Origin of the sequence: Streptomyces noursei ATCC 11455, from assembly GCF_001704275.1 — a bacterium.
In the GTDB taxonomy this organism is placed as follows: Bacteria; Actinomycetota; Actinomycetes; order Streptomycetales; family Streptomycetaceae; genus Streptomyces; species Streptomyces noursei.
In genome coordinates, this window is sequence record NZ_CP011533.1 from 347042 (window position 1) to 368012 (window position 20971).

The 20971-nt window shown below is 68.6% G+C and carries 16 protein-coding genes and 3 pseudogenes; 7 read left to right on the top strand and 12 right to left on the bottom strand.

Translation table 11 applies throughout. The features are described 5' to 3' along the window. The first annotated feature begins 110 nt into the window (after positions 1-110). On the top strand, positions 111-1400 hold the full coding sequence (locus SNOUR_RS01540; RefSeq protein WP_067343128.1) for an IS256 family transposase: 1290 nt from the start codon (positions 111-113) through the stop codon (positions 1398-1400). Between the two features lie 81 nt (positions 1401-1481). Here the strand turns inward: SNOUR_RS01540 and SNOUR_RS01545 are convergent. From SNOUR_RS01545 to SNOUR_RS01565, 5 genes and pseudogenes are all read right to left on the bottom strand, one after another. Continuing rightward, positions 1482-1970, bottom strand: a pseudogene (locus SNOUR_RS01545) (winged helix-turn-helix domain-containing protein); the annotation flags it as partial. Positions 1971-2237: 267 nt separating this feature from the next. Then, complete coding sequence (locus SNOUR_RS01550) at positions 2238-3500, bottom strand: IS701 family transposase (RefSeq protein ID WP_376738482.1); 1263 nt, start codon at positions 3498-3500, stop codon at positions 2238-2240. 47 nt (positions 3501-3547) lie between these two features. Continuing rightward, on the bottom strand, positions 3548-4192 hold the full coding sequence (locus SNOUR_RS01555) for a beta-ketoacyl [acyl carrier protein] synthase domain-containing protein (protein ID WP_079142038.1): 645 nt from the start codon (positions 4190-4192) through the stop codon (positions 3548-3550). A 13-nt stretch (positions 4193-4205) separates the two neighbouring features. Beyond that, entirely contained in the window at positions 4206-4928 is a 723-nt protein-coding gene (locus SNOUR_RS01560) for a GNAT family N-acetyltransferase (protein ID WP_159425769.1), read from the bottom strand. A gap of 178 nt (positions 4929-5106) precedes the next feature. Further along, a complete protein-coding gene (locus SNOUR_RS01565; RefSeq protein ID WP_067343170.1) occupies positions 5107-5535 on the bottom strand; it encodes an MMPL family transporter in 429 nt (142 codons plus the stop codon). Between the two features lie 137 nt (positions 5536-5672). On the opposite strand from SNOUR_RS01565, the gene SNOUR_RS01570 reads away from it, so the two are divergent. Then, on the top strand, positions 5673-6029 hold the full coding sequence (locus SNOUR_RS01570; RefSeq protein WP_079142042.1) for a DUF1266 domain-containing protein: 357 nt from the start codon (positions 5673-5675) through the stop codon (positions 6027-6029). 238 nt (positions 6030-6267) lie between these two features. On the opposite strand, the gene SNOUR_RS01575 is transcribed toward SNOUR_RS01570, so the two are convergent. Next, complete coding sequence (locus SNOUR_RS01575; protein ID WP_067343174.1) at positions 6268-7692, bottom strand: MFS transporter; 1425 nt, start codon at positions 7690-7692, stop codon at positions 6268-6270. 13 nt (positions 7693-7705) lie between these two features. Continuing rightward, positions 7706-8251 carry a MerR family transcriptional regulator gene (locus SNOUR_RS47795; protein ID WP_312631621.1) on the bottom strand — a complete coding sequence of 182 codons (546 nt, stop codon included), beginning with the start codon at positions 8249-8251 and terminating at the stop codon, positions 7706-7708. A 1761-nt stretch (positions 8252-10012) separates the two neighbouring features. Here SNOUR_RS47795 and SNOUR_RS01585 point away from each other — a divergent pair. After that, positions 10013-10507: a DUF1269 domain-containing protein gene (locus SNOUR_RS01585; protein ID WP_159425771.1), complete on the top strand. Its 495-nt coding sequence runs from the start codon at positions 10013-10015 to the stop codon at positions 10505-10507. 443 nt (positions 10508-10950) lie between these two features. Here the strand turns inward: SNOUR_RS01585 and SNOUR_RS01590 are convergent, their stop codons facing one another. The 3 genes from SNOUR_RS01590 to istA form a co-directional block, all read right to left on the bottom strand. Further along, the gene (locus SNOUR_RS01590; protein WP_067343179.1) at positions 10951-11766 is read right to left on the bottom strand and encodes an SDR family NAD(P)-dependent oxidoreductase; all 816 of its coding nucleotides are present in this window, start codon (positions 11764-11766) and stop codon (positions 10951-10953) included. A gap of 151 nt (positions 11767-11917) precedes the next feature. Then, the gene (gene istB, locus SNOUR_RS01595) at positions 11918-12709 is read right to left on the bottom strand and encodes an IS21-like element helper ATPase IstB (RefSeq protein ID WP_067342987.1); all 792 of its coding nucleotides are present in this window, start codon (positions 12707-12709) and stop codon (positions 11918-11920) included. Next, a complete protein-coding gene (gene istA, locus SNOUR_RS01600) occupies positions 12709-14247 on the bottom strand; it encodes an IS21 family transposase (RefSeq protein ID WP_067343181.1) in 1539 nt (512 codons plus the stop codon). Before istA ends, istB begins: the two co-directional genes overlap by 1 nt. A gap of 1083 nt (positions 14248-15330) precedes the next feature. Here istA and SNOUR_RS01605 point away from each other — a divergent pair. From SNOUR_RS01605 to SNOUR_RS01615, 4 genes and pseudogenes are all read left to right on the top strand, one after another. Further along, a complete protein-coding gene (locus SNOUR_RS01605) occupies positions 15331-16143 on the top strand; it encodes a maleylpyruvate isomerase family mycothiol-dependent enzyme (RefSeq protein ID WP_067343183.1) in 813 nt (270 codons plus the stop codon). 24 nt (positions 16144-16167) lie between these two features. Beyond that, positions 16168-16383: pseudogene (locus SNOUR_RS47800) on the top strand (carboxylesterase family protein); the annotation flags it as partial. A gap of 281 nt (positions 16384-16664) precedes the next feature. Then, entirely contained in the window at positions 16665-17309 is a 645-nt protein-coding gene (locus SNOUR_RS49105; RefSeq protein ID WP_067343185.1) for a hypothetical protein, read from the top strand. A gap of 67 nt (positions 17310-17376) precedes the next feature. Then, on the top strand, positions 17377-18303 hold the full coding sequence (locus SNOUR_RS01615; RefSeq protein ID WP_067343187.1) for a DUF4232 domain-containing protein: 927 nt from the start codon (positions 17377-17379) through the stop codon (positions 18301-18303). A gap of 417 nt (positions 18304-18720) precedes the next feature. Here SNOUR_RS01615 and SNOUR_RS01620 read toward each other — a convergent pair whose 3' ends face one another. Both SNOUR_RS01620 and SNOUR_RS01625 read right to left on the bottom strand, forming a co-directional pair. Continuing rightward, entirely contained in the window at positions 18721-20019 is a 1299-nt protein-coding gene (locus SNOUR_RS01620; RefSeq protein WP_079142046.1) for a flavin monoamine oxidase family protein, read from the bottom strand. A 522-nt stretch (positions 20020-20541) separates the two neighbouring features. Beyond that, positions 20542-20964 (bottom strand): annotated as a pseudogene (locus tag SNOUR_RS01625) (transposase); the annotation flags it as partial. Positions 20965-20971: the final 7 nt, after the last annotated feature.

Below are 20971 nucleotides of genomic sequence, written 5' to 3' on the forward strand. Positions count from 1 at the left end.
GTGGAGGGTGTACACCAGGTTGTGTGAGTGAGCGATGATTGCTCCTGTTGAGTCCGGTTCCTGCCCTGAACGGAAAGTGACACAGCGTGATATCGAGGCAGGACGACGAGATGCACCGTGCCGAGGCTGCGGAGCGGGTGAAGCGGGTGCTGTCGCCGGAGGCGATCGACGCGCTGATCGCGGACGCGAAGGACTCCGGGATCGGTCTGGACGGCCGGGGCGGTCTGTTGCAGCAGATGATGAAGCAGGTCATCGAGCGGGCCCTGCAGGCCGAGATGAGCGACCACCTCGGCTACGAGGCCGGCGATCCGGCCGGGCGGGGCAGCGGGAACAACCGCAACGGCTCGTACCCGAAGACGGTGACGACCACGGCCGGCCCGGTCGAACTCGACGTGCCGCGAGACCGCAAGGGCGAGTTCGAGCCGCGGATCGTGCCGAAGGGGACCCGCAGGCTGGGGCAGGTCGACGAGATGATCCTGTCGCTCTACGCGCGCGGCATGACGACCCGTGACATCACCGCCCACCTGCACGAGGTCTACGGCGCCGAGGTGTCCCCGGCGCTGGTCTCGAAGGTCACCGACGTCATCGCCGATGAGGTGCAGTCCTGGCAGCACCGGCCGCTGGACGAGTGCTACCCGATCTTGTATGTGGATGCGATCCGGATCAAGGTCCGGGACAACGGACACGTCGTCAACAAGGCCGCCCACCTGGTCATCGGCGTCGACGTGGACGGCATCAAGAACGTCCCGGGCATCTGGCTCCAGGACAACGAAGGTGCCAAGTTCTGGCTGCACGTGCTGACCCAGCTCAAGCACCGAGGCCTGGCCGACGCCCTCGTGGTGTGCTGTGACGGCCTCAAGGGCCTGCCGGAGGCGATCGAGGCCGTCTGGCCCCAGGCGGTCACGCAGACGTGCGTCGTTCACTTGATCAGGTCGGCGCTGAAATACGTGAACTCCACCGACCGCAAGAAGGTCGCCGCCGCCCTCAAGCCCGTCTACACCGCCGTCGACGAGACCGCCGCCCTCGAAGCCCTCGAGGCCGTCCGCGAGGAGTGGGGGCGGCAGTATCCCGGCACGATCAGCGTGTTCGAGAACGCCTGGGCCCAGTTCATCCCGTTCCTCGACTTCGACCAGGACATCCGCCGCGTCATCTACACGACCAATGCGATTGAGTCCATGAACCGCAACCTGCGCAAACTCGTCAAGACCAGCGGGCACTTCCCGTCCGACGACGCCGCCCTGAAGATGCTCTACCTCGGCATCCGCAACATCGAGGGCAGGCACATCGACGGCCACGGAACCAAAGTCCCCGCCGGCCGGATCCGCGGGACCGGGACCCTCGGCTGGACCCGCGCCATGAACCAGTTCAAGATCCGCTTCGGCGACCGGCTCCCCCTCTAACCATCAACCGACAGTAACCAACGGCAGGAACCAGACCAACAGAGCACAACAGGCATCACACACAAACCAGTTGACATCCCCCCGCGGTGTTTCCACGTGTGGCCACACATCCTTCACCCAGCCGGCCACCGCCGTCTCGTCCCGCTCGACCGCACGGCGGGCCGGAACCTGATGACTCCAGCCATGCCTCCGCAGCATCTGCGAAATCCCTGACAGCGTCATCGACTTGTGGAACCGGCGGCCGATCAGGGTCTTGATCCTGGCCAGCGTCCATCGCTGGTCCGGCCAGCCGTGAGCGACCGGCCCCTTGGCCAGTTCCTCCTCCAGGACGGCGAACAGGGTCTCGCTCAGCTTCGGCCGGGACGCCGGGCCACGGGAACGAACCCCGTCCTGACCGGCCGCCCTCCACGCCTGCCGCCACCGCTGAACCGACCGGACGCTGACCCGTAACTCCTTCGCGATGTCCGTGCTGCCCCGCCCTGCGGCGAACAGCGCGACCGCTTCCATCCGGACCCGCTCACGGAACGCTTGCCGCTCCGCGGTCAGACCCCCACCCTGCGGATACCTCATACACCCGGCATACCGCGACGATCACCGACCGTCAGCCCCTACGACAACCCGACTTCAACGTCAGTAACTGACGCTCTCTCAAACGTCACGCTACCGAGCAGGGCCGTCCTCGTGATCAAGAACGATGGTTGAAACCCCCGTGAATAGTAGGGCTTTGTTAGGTTCTGTGGTGGGGTTCGGGTGTGGGGGCTGGTTGGCTGCATATGTGGCAGGCGCCGGTCCAGGTGGCCAGGAGTGTCTGTAACGCGCGGAGGGCGGCGTAGAGGGTCAGGCCGGCGCAGGGGCTTTTGGGTCGAGCCTGAGCAGGGTGCAGAATGCCTGGGCGAGGGCGGTGAGGGTGACGTGGCGGTGCCATCCGGGGTAGTTGCGGCCTTCGAAGTGGTCCAGTCCCAGGCCGTCCTTGAGTTCGCGGTAGTCGTGCTCGATGCGCCAGCGGATCTTGGCGGTGCGGACCAGTTCGCGTAGTGGGGTGTCGGCGGGCAGGGTGGACAGCCAGTAGTTGGTGGGTTCGGCAGAGCCGGATGGCCATTCGGCCAGCAGCCAGCATTCGGGTAGGGAGCCGTCGGTGGCGCGGCGGATGGTGCGGTTGGCCGGACGGACCCGCAGGGCCAGGAACCGGGAGCGCATCGCGACTTTGGGGTTGCGTTTTGTGGTCTTGCTGCCCTGGCGCCAGGTGACAGTCCGCGCCGCGGACCTGCCCGTATCCAGGGCGAGTTGCCGCAAGGTGGTGTGCGGGATCGGGTAGGCCGGCACGGGTGGTCGGCCCCGGCCGCTGTAGGGAGGGCGGACGGGGACCGCCTGGCCCGGATAGGCGGTGGTGGTGCCCTTGACCGCCACCGCGTAGGTCAGGCCGCGCTCGGTCAGGCCCTCGCGAAAGCCGGTGGCGTCCCCATACCCGGCATCGGCTACCACCGGCAAGTCGGGAAGTTCCCAGTCCCCTCGCACCTCATCCAGCATCTCCAAGGCCAGGCGCCACTTCTCCCGGTGCCGCTCACAGTCCGGGATCCCTGCCTTGGCGCGTCGGCGTCGGATGGCCTCGGCCAGCAGCCTGTCGTCCTCGGTCGTGGTGTCGTCCCAGCTCTCGGGCACGAACAGGCGCCAGTCGACGGCCGAGGAGGCGTGGTCGGACACCAGGTTGACGCTGACGGCAATCTGGCAGTTGCCTTGCTTGCCCAGCGCGCCGCAGTACATCCGCGCCACCCCCGGAGAGTCGTAGCCGTCCTTGGGAAAGCCCACATCGTCGATGGCGTACGCCTGTGGTGCGACATGCGCAGCCGCCCACTGCGCCAGCCGCTGACGGACCACGGTCCAGTCCCAGGTGGAGGAGGAGACGAACTGCTGGAGTTGCTGATGGTCCACTCCCAGACGCTCGGCCATCGGCTGCATCGACTTGCGTTTGCCGTCCAGCATCAGCCCACGCAGGTACAACTCGCCCTTGGCCCGCTGATCACAACGCGGCAGCGAGCCGAGCATCTCCGCCGCAAACGCCTCCAGGCGCGGACGGACCTCTTCCATCTCCTCAGGAGTCACACCTGACAGGACATCACAGAGCCCTCAGTGCAGGCCAGTTGACACACCTAACAAAGCCCTACATGGACACCGCCGGCCAACGCCATCTGGCAGCGCCCGGTGCGCACTGCCTCGCAGGCGTGGTGCAGGGCGACCAGGGCGGAGGAGCAGGCGGTGTCCACGGCGAGGCTGGGGCCACGCAGGTCCAGGACGTGCGAGACGCGGTTGGCGACGTTGGAGGTGGCGCCGCCGGTCATGGTGTAGGCGTCGGTCGACATCTCCTCCAGCCCCTGCATCACCCCGAAGGCCGCGCTGGAGACGCCCCCGTACACGGCGGTGTCGGAGCCGGCGAGCGACGCCGCCGCGATCCCCGCGTCGTCCAACGCCTCCACCGCCAGCTCCAGGAAGGTCCGCTGCTGCGGATCAGTCCGCCCGGCCTCGCGCGGTGACATACCGAAGTACCCGGCGTCGAAGCCGTGGATGTCGTCGAGGAAGCCTCCCGCGACGGTGTACGTCTTCCCCGAGCGCCAGGCAGCGTTGGCATCGAGCCAGCGGGCGGGGTCGAACCGCTCCGGTGGAACCTCGCCCACCAGGTCCCTTCCTTCGACGAGCGCGGACCACAACCCGTCCAGCGTGGTGATCCCGCCCGGTAGCCGACAGGCGGAGCCCACCACGGCGATGGGCACGCAGGCATGGGGAGGCTGCGGCGTCATGGAGGACTCCTTCTCACGCGGAAGCGAAATCGGGGAGGCTTCGCAGGTGTGCCGGATCGACCCGGCGCATCGACATCAGGACGTACAGCGCGGCGGTACCGAACCTCGGGCTGTAGCCGAGGTCTCCGCACACCCACGCGCCGAGCGAGAGGGCACCGTTCACCAGCGGCGGAATCAACTGAGGATCCAGCGGTGCGCAGACATCCCGCTGGCGCAGCGGAACGCGTGGACTGACCCGGTATTCCTCTGGCGACAGGTGCCGGGGGGCGACCATCTGCCACACGGCAGAGGGAACTTCGCCGTGCTCCCCCAGTGGCACCAGGCAATCTCCCCCCACCCATTGATGCCCTGTCTGGAGGACGTAGCGGGCGACGCCGAGCGCCATCATCAGCACCAGGATGCCGTCACGGTGCGCCGGATGGATGCACGCCCTGCTGATCTCCACGAGATCGCCGTCGAGCGGCCTGTGTGGACTGAGGTCGAAGTCCGCCTCGGCCGCACAACTCCCCGCGGCCAGGGCTCCCTTCGGCGCCAGCAGCCGACAGGCAGCGACCAGGGCTCCGGTGCCGTCCTCGTGGGCGAGCGGGTGGTCACAGTGTTCGTCGAGGCCATCGGCATCAAGACCGTCGATGTCGAGGTCGGCAGCACCCAGCTCCTCCACGAACACCAGGTGGCGGAGCCGCTGGGCAGCCCGAACCTCGTGCTCGTGCCGCGCCAGCGAAAGCGCGTACGTCACGGGGGCAGAATAGGGTCCATAACACCCATCGCCATGCATCTCCCCGCCGGGACCTTGCTGGTGGCGCACACTTGAGCCTGGCCTCCACGACGGTCCCTCTCTAGGCCGCTACCGCGCGACGTTCTCCCGGCAGGATCGGTCCGTGTGCTGTCGATCTCCAGCACAGCAGGTCCCCTGGTCATCGATCTCCAACGCAGCAGGCCCCCCCGGTCATCGATCTCCAACGCCGCAGGTCCACAGGTGATCGCTCTCCGACACAGCAGTCATCCGCGCCATGCCCCCGCTGACCATGCAGGTGCCCTTCCTGGAAGACCCATACCGCGATGCCAAAAGCGGCGCCGAAACTCAGTGCGTTCATGATGAGCGCCTTCAAGAGAATGACGAGGCTCCTGGTGAAGCACCACAGTGCCACCGCGGTCGCGCCCACGATCAACACCGCGACCAGGCCGAGCATCCGTCCGATCGTCTGCTCCTCGTCGATCATGGCCGCGGTCTCGCCACCCACCAGGACCGGGCCGGGGCCGGGGCCGGGGAGCGCACGGATCTCCCGGACGAGGTCGCGCGCCTGCTGATCCGAGCGCGAGAAGGCGGTGACGCCTCCACCCACGTACCGCGCGCATCGGACCGTCCGAACCTCCTGTCGGCCCGCTCCGGGTGACCGGCCCGGTACACCGCGTCGGGTCCGCTGACCGCCAGGACACCCGGCAGCCGCGGCTGCCCTGCCGCACAGGCACGGGCTCGAGCATGCAGATGGCCCCCGTCCTCGGGCATCCTCCCGTGGCCTGGGACTTCGGCCGCTATGCCACGGTCGTCAGGCTCGCCTTCGGAGCCGGATACGTGGACGGGCCAGGCGCTTGGCAGCTCCTGGGACATGCGGTGGCTCCCGTGGCGCAGACGTACCGCTCCTGGAACGCGTTCGCACACGACTTCATCGCCGGCCGAGATCTGTGGATGCGCAGTGCCGGAGCCGAATGGTCCGGCTCCCAACAAGACACAGTGCAAGCCGCCCAACGCCTCCTCGATCCCACCAACGCCAACAGTCCCTGGCGACAAGTCCCCTGGGAGGCCATCTACCAGCCCGACCAGCCACAGCACTCCTGACAACACGCCGGACGACAGCAAGCCCGGAACTTCCAACAGTCGACGCGTGGCTGGCAGAGCGGCGAAGACCAGCAGGAGCGGGAACTTCTGCCCCAGAACGTGATCGGAACCCCGCGCTCGCGGGCTGCGACGCGGCGCCGGAGCGGCTGGCGCAGCTGCAACGCGCGGAATGCACGCTCACCGTAACGGGGCTGGGCGCGGGCCGTCGCGGTCGTTCAGCTACGTCCGACCTGCACTGTCACGGCCTCTCCCCGGAAGCTGATGGCACGATGTCCACCTTGGGAAACCTGGTGAGCAGAACGGTCAGCCCACCCAGGAGCCCGATGGCGCCCGCCGCCCAATATGCCGCGTGGAAACCTGACAGCTGATCGGCTGGATCGGTGGCACCGCCGCTGACACCGGTCGAAACAGCAACCAGTATCGCCAAACCGACGCTGTTGCCGATCTGCTGCGCAGTCACATTGACCGCACCAGCGACTCCGTGCTGGTGGAGCGGCAGGCCCTCCAGCGTGGCGGCCGTCATCGCGCCGAATCCCAACCCCTGGCCAGCGCTCATGACCACGATGCCGGGGAGCATGTGCACCCAGTACGAGCCATCCGCAGGCGTGCCCACCCACAGAGTGACGCCGGTTCCGATGAGGAGCAGACTGGCAGCCATCAGGGGCTTGTAAGCCGCCGGCGACATCAGACGTCCGGCGATCTGCGAGCTGATGATCACGACTACGCCCACGGGCAGGACGGCCAGTGCAGACTCGAACGGCGAGTAACCGAGTATCCCTTGCGCGTACAACGGCGAGAAGAACAGCAGCCCACCGGCACCGGTGTAGAAGACAGCACCGGTGAGGGAGGCGGCCCTCACCGGGCGACTACGGAAGATACTCGTCGGAAGCAGCGGCTCCGTACGCCCCTTCTCCCACACGACGAAGCCCGCCAGTCCGATCACGGCCGACACCAGTGAGATCAGGACCTGTGCGGACCCCCAGCCGACTTCACTTCCCTCGCTGACGCCGTACACGACCAGGCCTATACCCAGGGTGACCAGGATCGCGCCCGGGATATCCAGGGGGCGCGGCTGGCGCCGGCCCGCAGGAAGCAGCGCCCGGACCCCTGCCAGGATCAAAACTCCGGCGAGGACACTGACGGCGAACACCGAGCGCCAGCCACGGAAGTCGGTGAGCGCCCCGCCGACAACCAACCCTGCGCTGAAGCTGGACGCGCCGGTCGCCGCATAGACCGCCAGCGCCCGGTTCCGCTGCGGTCCCTCAGGAAAGATCTGGCTGAGCAGAGCAAGCGACGCAGGACCGGACAGCGCTGCACCGATCCCCTGCAGTGCACGAGCCGTGATCAGCACCCCAACGGTCGGAGCGAGCGCGGCGCCCAGCGAGGCCGCGGCGAAGAGCGCAACGCCCACCGCGAAGATCTTCCTGCGGCCCAGGACGTCCGCGATCCTGCCCCCGAACAGGAGGAACCCGGCGAACACGATGGAATAGGCGGTCATCGTCCACTGCAGCGCGGAGCTGTCAATGCCGTACTCATCACCGATGGAGGGTAAGGCGGCATTGATGACCGCAACTCCGCTGGTGTCCAGCGCCAGCGCTCCGGCAAGGAGAACGAGCGCCCACCCGCGTCGGCTTTGAGGGAGGCCGGCATCCGGCGCTGCCATCTGTGATTCCGTGTCATGAAGTGTCACTTCGTACTCCGATGGTTACCCAGGGAACTGTTGGAGTTTCGTCGGGGCCGGCGCGAACGAGGCGGGAGTCAGCGGCAGGGAACGACTGATCGGCGCGGCGCCGGAATTCCTGACCGCGCTGCGGTGCTCCACACCAGCCCTCGCCCACCGCCGGGCGTGTGGCCACCGTCTCGTCGATGTGCTTGGCCAGCCGTCCCCGGAGCTCCTGGAGCGCGGCGATCCGGTCATCGAGTGTGGCCAGCCGGTCGGTGGCCATATTCAACTCCTCGGCGCAGTACGCGGATTGTCGCAGCGGCGCGTCCAGGCAGCCCTTCTCCAGGGCGGGGCGGACATCCTCCAGGGTGAGCCCCGCGTCCAGGAGCTCCTTGATGTTCGCGACCCGAACGGCATCCAACGGGTCGTACGCGCGGTAGCCGTTGTCGGCGCGCTGCGGGGCCAGCAGACCCTGTTGCTCGTAGTAGCGCAGGGATCGGGGGCTGACGCCGGTGAGGTCGGCCAGTTCTCCGATCCGCATCACGGTCTGCTTCAACATGGTGGGGACGCTAGAACCCTGACGCTAGCGTCAAGGTCAAGCCGACGAGTACGCCGAGCGGCCGTCCCGAGCGAGAACGGCCGCCGACGGGGACGTGAGAACCAGCCACTGCCACGTAGGGCGACCGTCGGCGGCGCAATGCCGTCGGCGGATCATGCGCGCCGGTACTGATCACGGTACCGGCCGCGGCCCAACGGTTCGTCAGCCGCGGGACCCGGCGACCCTCCGGACTGTCGAACGGACGGCACGGGAGGAACCGACCACGATGCACACCGCAACCGCATCGCTTCTGGCGTTCCTCGCCGGGTGCCGCGACGACACCCCCGATACCTGCCACCTGCCTGGCCCCGCTCAGAGCACGCCGGCTCGGCGTCCAGGGGCACCGGGTGGGCCAGGGAGAGGAACTGTCCGGTGGATTCGCCTCAGACAGAGGCTCGGCTACTTCGGCGCAGGCCCTGGGTGGCCTCGGCATCGCCGACCAGGATCGACCCGGAAACTCTCCAAGAGCTGCACGACAAGCCGCGTCAATGGAGTGGTGGCGGCCGTGCACCTGCACCGGAGGAAGATGCAGATGCCGTGACTCCCTGTGAGGCAGCCCATCCGTACGTCTTCCGGTCGCGGTGGATGACGATCAGGTCGCCGTCGGCAACGCCGGGGACGCCCTGGAGCGGTCGCGGATCGTGGGCTGGGACGCGGTCGTCTTCCCCGAGGTGGTGGCCGTGGCCGACGCACGGCTAGTCCCGGCCATGGCTCAGCTGGTGTGGACCGACAGCGGGGGTGAGCATCCGCGGCCTCGTACAGGCCGGCGAGGGAGAACGTCCGGCACCACTCCTCTGGAGTTGCCGCCCACTCCGTTTCGAAGGCCGGCACCCACCGCCCGGCGCGGGTGCTGACGCGCAGCTGGGTGAGCAGCTCGGCCGGAGCCCCGGTGCTGGGGATACGGAGGGGAGGGGGCGTGGTCGGACTGGGCGCTCATCTGGTCCTCCCGGCGGTTCGTGTCGTCGCCGTACGTGTGGGACGGGGCGGCGGGGACGGACATCTGATGGTCCTTTCGCTTGCTGGTGGGCGTCCGTCGAGTCCCACGATCCGCTGCTCTGCGCAGCGCTTGGCCGCGACCGGGACGACAACGGCAGGGCCGCGGGACTGCGGAAGCCGGAACGGTCCCGCGTGCCGGCGACACCGGCGCGATGGATCGCGGAGCGGTCCGATGGTTGGGCGGTTACCTTCGCCGGGCGGGTGGCCCGGGCGGGGTTGGGGCGCGGAAGACGGGGCGGAAGCGTTCGAGGACGTGGAGCGGTCGCGGTGAGCGCTGCTCGAAGGCACCGGCGAGGCCGGGCTGGGGACACGTCTCCCAGTGGTCTGGATGGTCTGGATGGCCCATCGGTCGCCGTCGATACGGATCGGGCCGGGGTCCATCCGCCAGGCCCATGGGTGAGGCGAGCCGGTGCGTCGGCAGCGACCCGCCGAGGGTCGCAGTGAACCCGCGAGTCCGGCGACGGCCGTCGGTGTCACGGTCTGTCGCCGGCTTCGATGAGGCACCACCCGTCGTACTGGTCCCACGTCAGATGGACGCCATGCCATGCAGGCAGTACTCGGGGGCGCACCCCCTCGTGCAGTGGAAGGCGGCGTCCAGTCTGTCAGAGTTGGTGCCGGAGTCGTCCTCGCTGGTTCACCGCTGACAGGGCGCGACGTGCGGGCTCACTCGGCACGGCAGGCCCCGCTGGGGTGCGCCAAGGGCCGGGAACGCCAACAGTGGACATCATGAACGACAACATCCTTTTCCTGAACGTCAACGACCCGCAGGCCGGCCACCAGGCGCTCGACGCGCTGCGGCAGGCGCACGCCACCGGCGAGGTGAAATTGCGCGAGGCGGCGGTCGTCGCGCGCGACGCCGACGGCGTCCTGGACTTCCCCGACGCCGTCGACAGCACCGGCACCGCCCGGGCCTTCACCGTCGGTGGCCTGATCGGCGGGCTCCTGGGCATCCTCGGCGGCCCGCTCGGCGTCATGATCGGCTTCGGCGCGGGCGGGCTGATCGGCGGCGCCCATGACGCGCGCGAGGCGACCGCAGCCACCGCGGCGCTGGAGATGCTGGCGGCGGAAGTGCCGCCGGGAAGCACCGTGCTGGTGGCCGAACTGGTGGAGGACGATCCCTCACGCGTCGACGAACTGCTCGCCCCTTACGGGACGGCCGCGCGCTATCCCGCGAGAGAGGTCCGCAAGGAAGTGGAGGAGGCCATCGCACAGAAGGGTTAGGCCGGCGCGGCTCACCGGCCCCGGCGCTGCCCTCTCCCCGTGGCGCGGCGTCCGGGGCCGGCTCGTACACCCGGATGCCGGACGGCGAGCGTGATGGCTCTGCCCGGCACCCGGTCTGCTTCCAGCCGATCGGCCGGAGTCAGTACGCCCGGTGGGGCTCGGTTGGGGATGGTCAGCTTGAGGTCTTTCTTGCCCTTCCCCCTCTTCGCTGTCATCGCGCGGTCATGTCACGCGGGACGACCGGCAGGAACCAACGAAGCCTGACGCATCTTCACCTGGGCCGGGGGCGACGTCCTGCTCCCTCCCGACGATCGTGCCCTGACCGGGCCCGAGGGGGCTGAGGTCGGCCAGCGCCTCGCTCCCGTCGCGGGCATCGATGTCCCCGGCGACGAGCATGGCTGGTGCTGGGTGCCGTCCGGGCTCAGCCTCCCGTCAGCAGTCCGCTACGGGCGCGGGGTGCGGGGCTCGATCCGGTGGTCGAAGGCGGCACCGCCGACGCCGACCGTGGTCACCCCGCCGTCGACGGTGAGGACGGCCCCGTTGACGTAGGACGCGGCGGGCGACAGCAGCCAGTCGATCGCCTCGGCGACCTCCTGCGGATCGCCCGGCCGCCCGGCAGGAGTCAGCCGGTTCGCCTCCTCGTATGCCGCCTCGGTACCGCCCGCCAGCCCCGCCTCCGTCGCGAACCGTATCATCCGCTGGTCGGCCATCTCCGTACGCACCCAGCCCGGACACACCGTGTTGGCCCGCAGCCCCTGTGGCCCGTAGTCGACGGTGAGGGAGCGGCAGAGGTGGAGCAAACCCGCCTTGGATGTCGCATATCCGGCGTTGCCGACGCTGTTGCGGAGCGCACCGACCGAGGCGACCGCGACCACCGCGCCGCGGGCCGCCAGCAGATGCGGCAGCGCGGCACGCAGCAGCAGGAACGGCCCGGTGAGGTTGGTCCGTATCTGTTCTTCCCAGTCCTCGACCGCGATGTCGCCGACCGCACCGCCCCGCCCGATTCCGGCGTTGAGCACCACGCCGTCGCGTCTGCCGTAGGCCGCAACCGTCGCCTCGACGAGCTCGCGCACGGCCTGGGGGTCGGCGGCGTCGGAGGGGTGGGCCAGTGCTCCGGTCTCCTCGGCCACCCGGCGCAGTGGCTCGGGCCGCCGCCCGGAGATCACGACCTGGTGCCCGGCGGTGCGCAGCAGCCGGGCGGTGGCGGCCCCGATTCCAGTTCCCCCACCCGTCACCAGGACAACACGCTGTTCCGACATGGTCGTTCGCCTCCGAAGGTGGTCAGCTTCCGGTTCCGTGTCAACGGCCTCTTGGTCGTCCCCGCTGGCGGCCTTGAGACATCCCTGCTGGTGGAAGGCATTGTCGCCCCACTCGCGGCCAGATGTTCTCCCCGCCCTGGGTCGGTGTGGATCAGCTGAAGGGCTTCACTCCCTTTCCGGTGGTGGCCTCGGTGAACCTGAACGAATCACCCTGAGTGACCGTGACGTGAGCGTGATGGAGGAGCCGGTCGACGGTCGCGGTGGCCAAGGTCTTGGGCATGATCTCGTCGAATCCAGACGGGTGGAGATTGCTCGAAACTGCGATCGAGCGCCGTTCATATGCGGCATCCACCAGGCGGTAGAAGCCCTCGGCGGCGTCCTCGGAGACGGGCAGCAGCCCGATGTCATCGACGATGATCAGGTCCGAGCGGACAATCTTCGCCAGCGCCCGGGCGATGGAGTCGTCCGCGCGGTGCCGGCGGACCAGGGCGCCCAGGTCCTCGATGGTGAACCAGGCGACGGTCAGGCCGGCCTCGACCGCGGTCTGCCCGAGCGCCTCAGTGAAGTGTGACTTTCCCGTCCCCGACGGTCCACAGATACAAAAATTCTCCCGGCGGCCGACCCATTCCAGGCTCTTCAGGGCGTCCTGCGTGGTCCTGGGTATGGAGGACTTGGACTCGTGCCAGTCCCCGAAGGTCTTCCCGGTGGGGAACCCGGCCCGCTTGCGCCGGGTGTGGAGATTGGCCCGGTCACGTCCGGCCGCTTCCTCCGCCAGCAGGACGCGGACGACCTCGGCGGGATCCCAGCGTTGGGCCTTCGCGGTGGGGATGATGTCGGTCAACGACCGCCGGATGTGCGGGAGTTTGAGTCGCTTGGTCAGCTCGATGGCCTCGGCGAGCGGGTCGCCGTTCGTGCCGGGAACGGTGCGAAGAGGGGTGGCCATCAGAAGTGGTCGCTTTCGTCGTACTCGGAAAGATCAGCAGTGCTCGGGGCGGCGGCGCCGAGGGCGGACCAGGCGGAGGTGCCGGGCTGCAGCGAGTGGGCCTCGCTGCGACGGACCGGCTCGGCCAGGCCGTGGACGGCCTGGTAGTCGAGGATCGACATGAGGTCCTTGTCCGCGAAGCGGGCGGTGACCGCGGCGGTGCCGAGCGCGCGGTCAACTTCCGCTATCGAGTAGAGCTTCGAGAGGGCAACGGCCTCGGCCATCTTCGCCTTGATCCGGCGAACCCCGGCCGCCCCGGCCTCGATCAGCCAGCTCGCAGCACCCGGGCCGAGCTGGAGAAACGCAGCCTCCTCGGCGGAGGTCGCCCTCGGAGTGCGGTCGGCTTCCTTGTCCTCGCGCGGCGGATAGTGGGCATCCTCCAGGACCGGCGAGCCAGGCTCGCCGCGCGGATGGCGGGCGACCTCAAGGGCCGAGCCCGTCTCGTCGACGGCGGTGACGATCAGCTCGTCCCCGTGGAAACGGGCCCAGACCCGGGTGTCGATCAGCTCGTGCGGGACCGAGTAGCGGACCGCGTCGACCGAGATCGTCGACTCCCAGGAGACCCGCCGGGTGGTGCCGAACGCCGCGGTGAACGGCCGCCGCGGCAGCGGGTGCAGTCGATGCTGCTCTTCTGCGAGCCGCTCGACCGGCTTGCGCCGAGTCACCTTGTGTGTGCGGGAGTTGACCTCTTCGCAGAACTGTCGGCAGGCGGCCTCAAGCTCGCCGAAGGTCTTGTACTGCTCGCGCAGATTGACGTCCCTGGGCACCAGATCGGCCTTCGCGATCTTCACTGTGGACTCCGAGCCGCCCTTCGTTTCCGGGTCCGCCGGCAGGCAAGTACGGATCGTTGTGCCGTAGTGCCGGGCGACCTCGACGACTTCTGAGTTGCGGACCGCGATCCCGGCGACGTGGTCGGTGGTGACCGTCTTCTCGTTGTCCGTCAGGACGTAGGCCGGGATGCCGCCGATCCTGCGGAAAGTGGTGTCCAGACACGCGGTGATCGTTGGCAGCGTCTTGTCCCAGATCGGAATGACGACGCGGAAACGCGACCAGGCCAGCCATGCGCAGAACAGCGTGGTCTTGCGGCCCTTGATCACCGGGCCGTCGCCGAAGTCGTACTGAAGCCAGAGCCCGGGCTCGGTCACCCATGGCCGGTAGACACGGCGTCGACCTGCCCTGAACTGGGCTTTTGCCTCGGCAACGGTGCGGCGGGTGGTGCGTTCCCCGCCGGTGAAGCCCATCGCGGCGATCCTCTTGTGGACCACGTCCGCGCGGATCTTGCCCTGCGAGCGGACCACCAGTTCCTCGATCTTCGGCAGATAGTCGTCGATCTGCCGGGCCCGCTGCCGGCGCTTGTCGGGCTGCTGGCCGGCCGCCCGCATCTTCACATAACGGGCCACCGTGTGGTGGTCGCACCCGGCCAGCTCGGCCGCGGCACGGTAACTGCCTGTGAGGTCGTATGCCTCAAGGATCTCCATGATCTCCCTGCTGTTCTTCACCCGCTCCAGCGTCGCCGAGCGGGACTACTCGGGGCGAGCGGGGAGAAATCTGGCCGTACTCGGGGAAACCCGTGGCCACAAATTGCGCCGTATATGGCCGCCACCGGGGAGCTTACGGAGGCCGCCGTCAGTGTACGTCTGCCGCTCACCCGTGCCCCAGTTGGGCGGGCCTCCCGGGTACCCGGTACCGGTGTCGACGATCCAGTCGTCGGCGGAGGGAGACGATCCGGCGGCACCGTCGAAATCCGCACGCCAGACTTGCTCGAAGGCAGCGGTCTGCCTCGCAGGAGCAGCCACTGCTCTTCCGGAGGCCGTGGGGAGGGCGAGGGCGTACGCGGTGACGATCACCGCACTCGCGGCGCAGAACACCGTCTTCTTCTTCAGACCCATGTCGTATTGCTCCTCGATGTGGTGGGGGGATTGAGGAGTTCGGTGCAGTCGTACCCGGAATGAGAGCACTCTCACCTCGGAACAGCGCACCCTGCCGACTCGGCGACATACCGTCAAGTGGCCATCAGGGGAACGGACTTGTATGTGTCGTTGTGCGCCACTTGGCACCGCTGATTTCGACGTCGGCGCTCACGCCCGGCCGCACGGGCAGCCTCCAGGCTCACGTACGCGAGTTCGTCGTCCCGCCACAGCACGGCAGGGCTTCCACGATCCGCCGACTCGTCCTCCCAGGCCCGAGCCCAGCCCCAGCCCCAGCCCCAGCCCCGTCATACCTCGACAAACCGCCACACGACTGGTTGCCGGAGCCCGCGGAACCTGGAGTCGAGACGCCCCGGCAACCACACAGTGTTACCGGGACCAGCCTCACCGACGAATCCTCGGTACCTCAGCACGCGAGAGCCCACCAGCCCCATGGCGCCTGGAGCAGCAATCCTGCGGGCCCCGCGAGTGGCCTCCTCACGCCTGGCCGGCGGGCAGCCACCAGGCAGGCCGGACTCCCATCACGCATCGGCACCCTGGGCGATGAGCACACGCCCCGTGCTGTCGGATTTGCCTTTGAGCGCGCTCCAACCTTCACACTGTTGAGGACGAGACCGTACTGCGGACAGAACAGACAGAAAAAGGTGGCAGGAGATGGAGACGACAGGCCGGGCGGGGCATCCTCTGCCGTACGGCATCTACCAACAGGCGATCGAGCGGGAAACCCTGCTTTTCGTCCAGGTGGTCAGGGGTGTGGATCCCGCGACCGCCGTGCCTTCCTGCCCGGACTGGACACTGGCCGAGCTCACCCAGCACGTGGGAGCAGTCCAACGCTGGTTCTGCGCACTGCTGACCCGGATGGTGCAGGAACCTCCGTCCAGCCGCGACGTGGAGCTGGGGCTGCCGCACCACACGGAGGAGTATGCCGACTGGCTGGCCGCTGGCGTACCCGACGTGGTTGGCGTGCTGCGGACGATCGACCCCCAAGCGGCGATGTGGGCCTGGGGTGAGGACCAGCACGCGCGGTTCTGGGCCCGCCGGATGCTGTTCGAAACGCTGGTGCACCGGGTGGACGCGGAACGCGCCGTCGGTCGGGAGTCGGAGATCGACCCTGCGCTGGCGGCGGACGGGGTGGACGAATTCCTGGTCAATCTGCCCTACGCGGGCATCTTCGCCCCGGCCGTGGCGGAACTGCGCGGCAACGGCGAGACCATCGCCTTCCGGTGCACCGATCCCGTCGGTGAGGCCGGAGAAGAGTGGCAGGTACGGCTGGATCCGGACGGCTTCCGCCTGCTTCCGCAGACAGCGACCGACGTCCCACCGGCCGAGCCACGAACGGCTGTGCGAGGGAAGGCGGCGGACCTCCTGCTGCTGCTCTACGGACGCAGGTCCTACCAGGAGACCGCCTTCGAGGTCTCGGGAGAGGCCACCGCACTCGACCACTGGTTCGCCCATACGGCCTTCTGACCGGCGGCGCCGGAGCGCGGGCTGGTGACACCGTACTTCGGTCCGGGTTGGGTTCCCGGCGCCGGCTGCCTGACGCTCGGCGTATGGGCCCCGCCCGGTGCCCGCGGCAACCCGGTCACGGTCTTCGTGCACGGCGGCGGGTCCCTGACCGCTTCCACCCGCGCCGCGCTCTACGACGACGGCGCCTCCTTCGCCCGCGGCGGTGTGGCGCTGGTGACGGTCAACGACCGACTGGGCGCCGCCGGATTGCTGGACGTGTATGTCCTCGCCACCCAGATCCGCTCCGATCCGGCCACACTGGTGGCGCAGTCCCGCGCCAGGCACCCGCGGGCGAGCGCGGGCCGTCTCCGCTCGGCGCGGCCCACCCGCTGCGTGAGCGCGGTGGTGAGCGGTCGGGGGGGGAATTGGTCGGGGGCCCGGGCGCCAACGAATCAACCGAGTGAACCAGGTCCGCCGGGTCAACCGAGTCGGCTGAACGTGGCGGGGCGGAGTGCGGCTGGGGGCTGTGAGCAGGGAGGCCGGTGGAACAGCATGAGTTCCCCGGCCCCGCTCGGTCCAGGCGCTCGACCAAACGGCCTACAGGCCATGCACGTCAAGATGCCGAACGCATCGTATGCGTCCAGGATGGCCATGCGTACACCTTCTCCGGTGCACAACTCCCCGTCTTCGCGAACGCGAAGGCGGGGCGTTTTGCTGAGCTGGCGCGGCACGGTTCCGGCAACGGGGCGGCACGCCTGAGACGGCTCCATACCTACCGACAGCACATCCGCGCACAGCTCCAGGCATTCCTGGAGTGCCATTGCGTCCCCGATGGCCCGCAGCCCGTCCGCGCCCTCCTCCACGTCCTCCTCCTCGCTCTCAGGAGCAAGCCGCGGCGGCCAGGGAAGCTTCAGCTGCACATCGACCTCAATGCCACCGAACAGCACCAGGACGCCAAGTTGGAACGGCTACTTGCTCTTGGCACCAGGCCCGTCGACGTCGGCCTGCAGGCGCTCATGTGGCTTCCGTGGCTGCGCGCCGGCGCCTGCGGACATCGCGAACCAAGCCGGCCGGACGCCCCGAAGCAGATCGTCACGGAACTCTCCGAACTCTCGGTGCTGGGCGGCGACGGCGCCATCGACGTCGCCGCATTCACCCCATATAGCCGCAGCAGCCCGACTTTGTGACACGCTTGTGACCGGAATTATGGCCTCCATCATGTGCGCGTAGTCGATGCCTTGGTGAGGTGATCGAATGCGACGACCTGTTTCCCTCATCTCGGCTCTCGCCACGACCGCCCTGCTCCTGACGGCCTGTGGGACGGAGCGCGCGGGTGCCGGGAACACCGGCACCCGCGCGGCCGTGCCACCATCCCGCACGCAGGTCGACGATCCAGGCAAGGACGGCGTGCGGATCACCTCACTGACCCTCCCGTCGGACTCCGTCTCACCCACCCTCAGCACTTCGGTCTCCGCCGACAACCTCGCCACAGGCCCAGGGGTCGCTGCGTCCTACGAAGTGACCAATGAGGGCACCGAGACACTGACCTACTCGGTCGTGTTCACCTTCATGGGTGGTGATGGTGGGGCGGTGACCAATCAGACCGCGATCGTGCGCGACGTCGGACCCGGGAAGACCGTGCGAGGCACAGTCCGGGTCGGAGAACTGCCGTCCGCCGCGCCGCGGGTGACACAGGCCAAGGTCCTCAAAGTGACCAAGGTCCCCGCGAGTGAGGCGCCGGCCGAGCCAGGCACATGCCCCGCCTCCGGAGTCCGCGTCAGTGCCGATCAGGGCGACGCAGCCATGGGACTGCGCGTCGTGGGCCTGCACCTGGACAACTGCGGCACAGGCGACTACACCCTGGAGGGCTACCCACTGCTGGAACTCCTGGACAAAGACCTCCAGCCCGTCCACGGCATCAAGATCCTCCACGGCAGCGGCCAGATCACCACCGGCGCCGGGCCCGACGAGCAGCCCCGGCCCATGACGCTCAAACCCGGCGAGTCGGCGACCGCCGGCCTGGTATGGCGCAACACCACCGAGCCCGGTACACCGGTGAACGTGCCCTCGGTGCGGGTCCGGGCGAAGACCGGCGCCGCCCCAGTCACGGTAAGCCCGGACCTCGACCTGGGAACCACCGGAAAGCTCGGAGTCAAACCGTGGGCGAAGGCGGAGCACTAGCACCAAGTCGACACCTTGCCCCCGGATCGCTGATCGTCGCCGTCTACCTGCTCATCGCCGAACCGCTGGTCAAGTCCATCGGCTACCCGCCGTTCCTGGGCTGGGCAGTCGCCATGCTCCTGGCTCTCGTGCCGTTCGAGCAGTGGACGACACCCTCGCGGTTGCCGTCCAGGATGGCCCAGGATGGCCAACGCACGTCAGCCCCCGTCTCGACTTGCGTCGAAGGCGGGGGCCGTGTGGTGGGCGGGCTTACGTCCTGTGGCGTCGAGGCTCCTCACCAAAGCCGGAACCGCCTTGCGCGTGACGTGAAGTTACGGCGGACCGGGCTGGGCTGGGCACCCGATCAGCGGCGCCAAAGCGGCCGGGTGAGTCCTCCTGGTTCATGTATGGCACAAACCCTGCCGGGGCGAGGGGGCTTCACCGAGCGAGGATGGCGCTGACCCTGTCGGCCGCGTGACGACCGCTGTGCACTGCGCCCTCGATCCAGATGCGCCAGACCGAGTCGTCGAGATCGGTTCCGGCGAACACGATGCGGCCCTCCGGCTCGTTCATCGCACGCAGGAAGTCGTACGCCTGCCCCGGGCGGTCGATGCGGTAGGTCCCGTCGAACAGCGGGTCGGTGTTCCAGTCGTGGGCGTCCACCGCCAGCACCTCGGCCTCGGGGTAGTACTCGCGCACCGCGGCCTCGATCTGCTCCCGGTTCGTCAGGTCGAGCTTGGTGCGCTCCCCGCCGAAGCCCATGAGCAGGCATGAGCCGTCGGGGTACTCGTGGCCGAGACACAGGGCCTGCAAGGTGCCCAGGCCGAGCGCGAACGGCCGGGCCGGGACGTGTCGCACCAGCATCGACGGCTTGGTGGCGCGGCCCATGTGGTTCTCGGTGAGGAAGCGCTGCTTGTCGCCGGCCAGGCCGGGCCGGAAGTCGATGTGGCGAAGGACGTTGGTGGGCACGGCCACGACGCACGAGTGGGCCCGCACGCACTGGCCGTGGCGCGTGCGGACCGTCACGCCGTCCTGACTCTGCTCGATCTGCGCGACGTGGTGGTCCAGGCGGATCTCCAGGCGGGACTGTTCGACCATGCGGTCGAGCAGCGTGCCTGCGCCGCCGAGGATGCGTTCCGTCAGCGCGCCGAAGAAGCCGTACGGGCTGTGGCCGAACCCGGCTGTCTGGGCGATGAAGCCGAGCATCGACACGTTGCGCGGATCGGCTCCGGCGTACCAGGCCAGCGCCGCGTAGACCAGATCCCGCGTGGCTGGCCCCAGCTGGAGGGGGGCGATGAACTCGTCCACCGAGACGTCCAGGTCGCGGATCGGTTGTCTGCTCAGGCGTTGGGAGGGCGCGATCCGCTTCGATGCGTCCCGCAGGTGCCCGACGACACGCTCCAGGTCCGCGATCTCGCCTGCGGGCACCGGGAACGAACGCAGGACACCGTTGGTGATGAACGCGGCGCTTGTGGGCATCGCGTCCTCGGTCAATGGGATGCCGTAGCGCGCGATCTCGCGCCGGATCTCGGGTTGCAGCTCACGGTTGACCCAGCTGCCGCCGAGATCGACTGTCAGGTCCTCCCGCCCCGTGAAGGGGCGTGTGTAGGTGCGGCCGCCGATGCGTGTTCCCGCTTCGAGGAGCACGACGGAGCGTCCGCGGTCGGCGAGGTCGCGGGCTGCCGTGATCCCGGCGAAGCCCGCTCCCACCACTACTGCGTCATACGTTGCGTTCACTGGGCAGCTCTCTCTTTCGGTGCTGTGTGCCGATGAGACTGGTTCCCCGAGCCGAACAGGCCCGCGTGTGTCTCAGAACGCGATGACCGGCATCACGCCGTCGGCCTTGAGCGTGGCCGGGCTTTACCCGTGACCGTGTCGACGAGTGCCTGCTGGGTGAAGTACTCGGCGAAGCGGCCGTGCGGATCTACGACACGATCCTCGCCAATCTCGCCATGGGATCGGAGCGTTGAGACCCGATACGGCCTCTCAACGGTCGGCATGCGCCTCGGGCTCCCGGCTCTGCCGGTCGCAGAGCCCAGCTCGCCAAGAGCCGTCTCGGTGGCCACTCCTGCCTCTTTGTCGCCCACTCCTCGCCCGCTGTGGGGATTCATCCGAAGGGGCCAACGGGGCGTCCGTGGCGAGGAAGCGATCTGGCTGGCTACCCGTCAGTTACTTCGCCGCTGGGAGCGGAGAGGGAAGCCCGGGCCCCGCGACACCTCCCAAGAGCCATCGGAAACCGCCTGGGTTGTGTCTCTTTGGTCAGCGTCGGGTCCAGATGAGGATGCCGGCGAGGTGGAGTGTGGCCTGGTAGGCGATGGCGAGTTTGTCGGTTCGTGTGGGCAGGTCGCGCCACTGATTGAGGCGGTTGATGCAGCGCTCGACGGTGTTGCGCTGCTTGTCTGCCTCGGGGTCGAAGCCGGGCGGACGGCCACCGAGCCGGCCTCGTCGCAGGCGGTGGTCGACTTGATCGGATGGCTGCGGGATGACTGTTCGGATGCCCCGGCGCCGCAGGTGGGTGCTGATGGCGCGTGAGGAATATGCGCGATCGGCCAGGCCGGGCAATGGCCGAGTCCGGGGCCTGCCCGGTCCCCTGCGGGGCACGCGGATGCGGGACATCAGCGTCTCGAACATGGGTGCGTCACCAGCCCGGCCTGCCGTGACGGTGAAGGCCAGGGGTCGCCCCGGCACC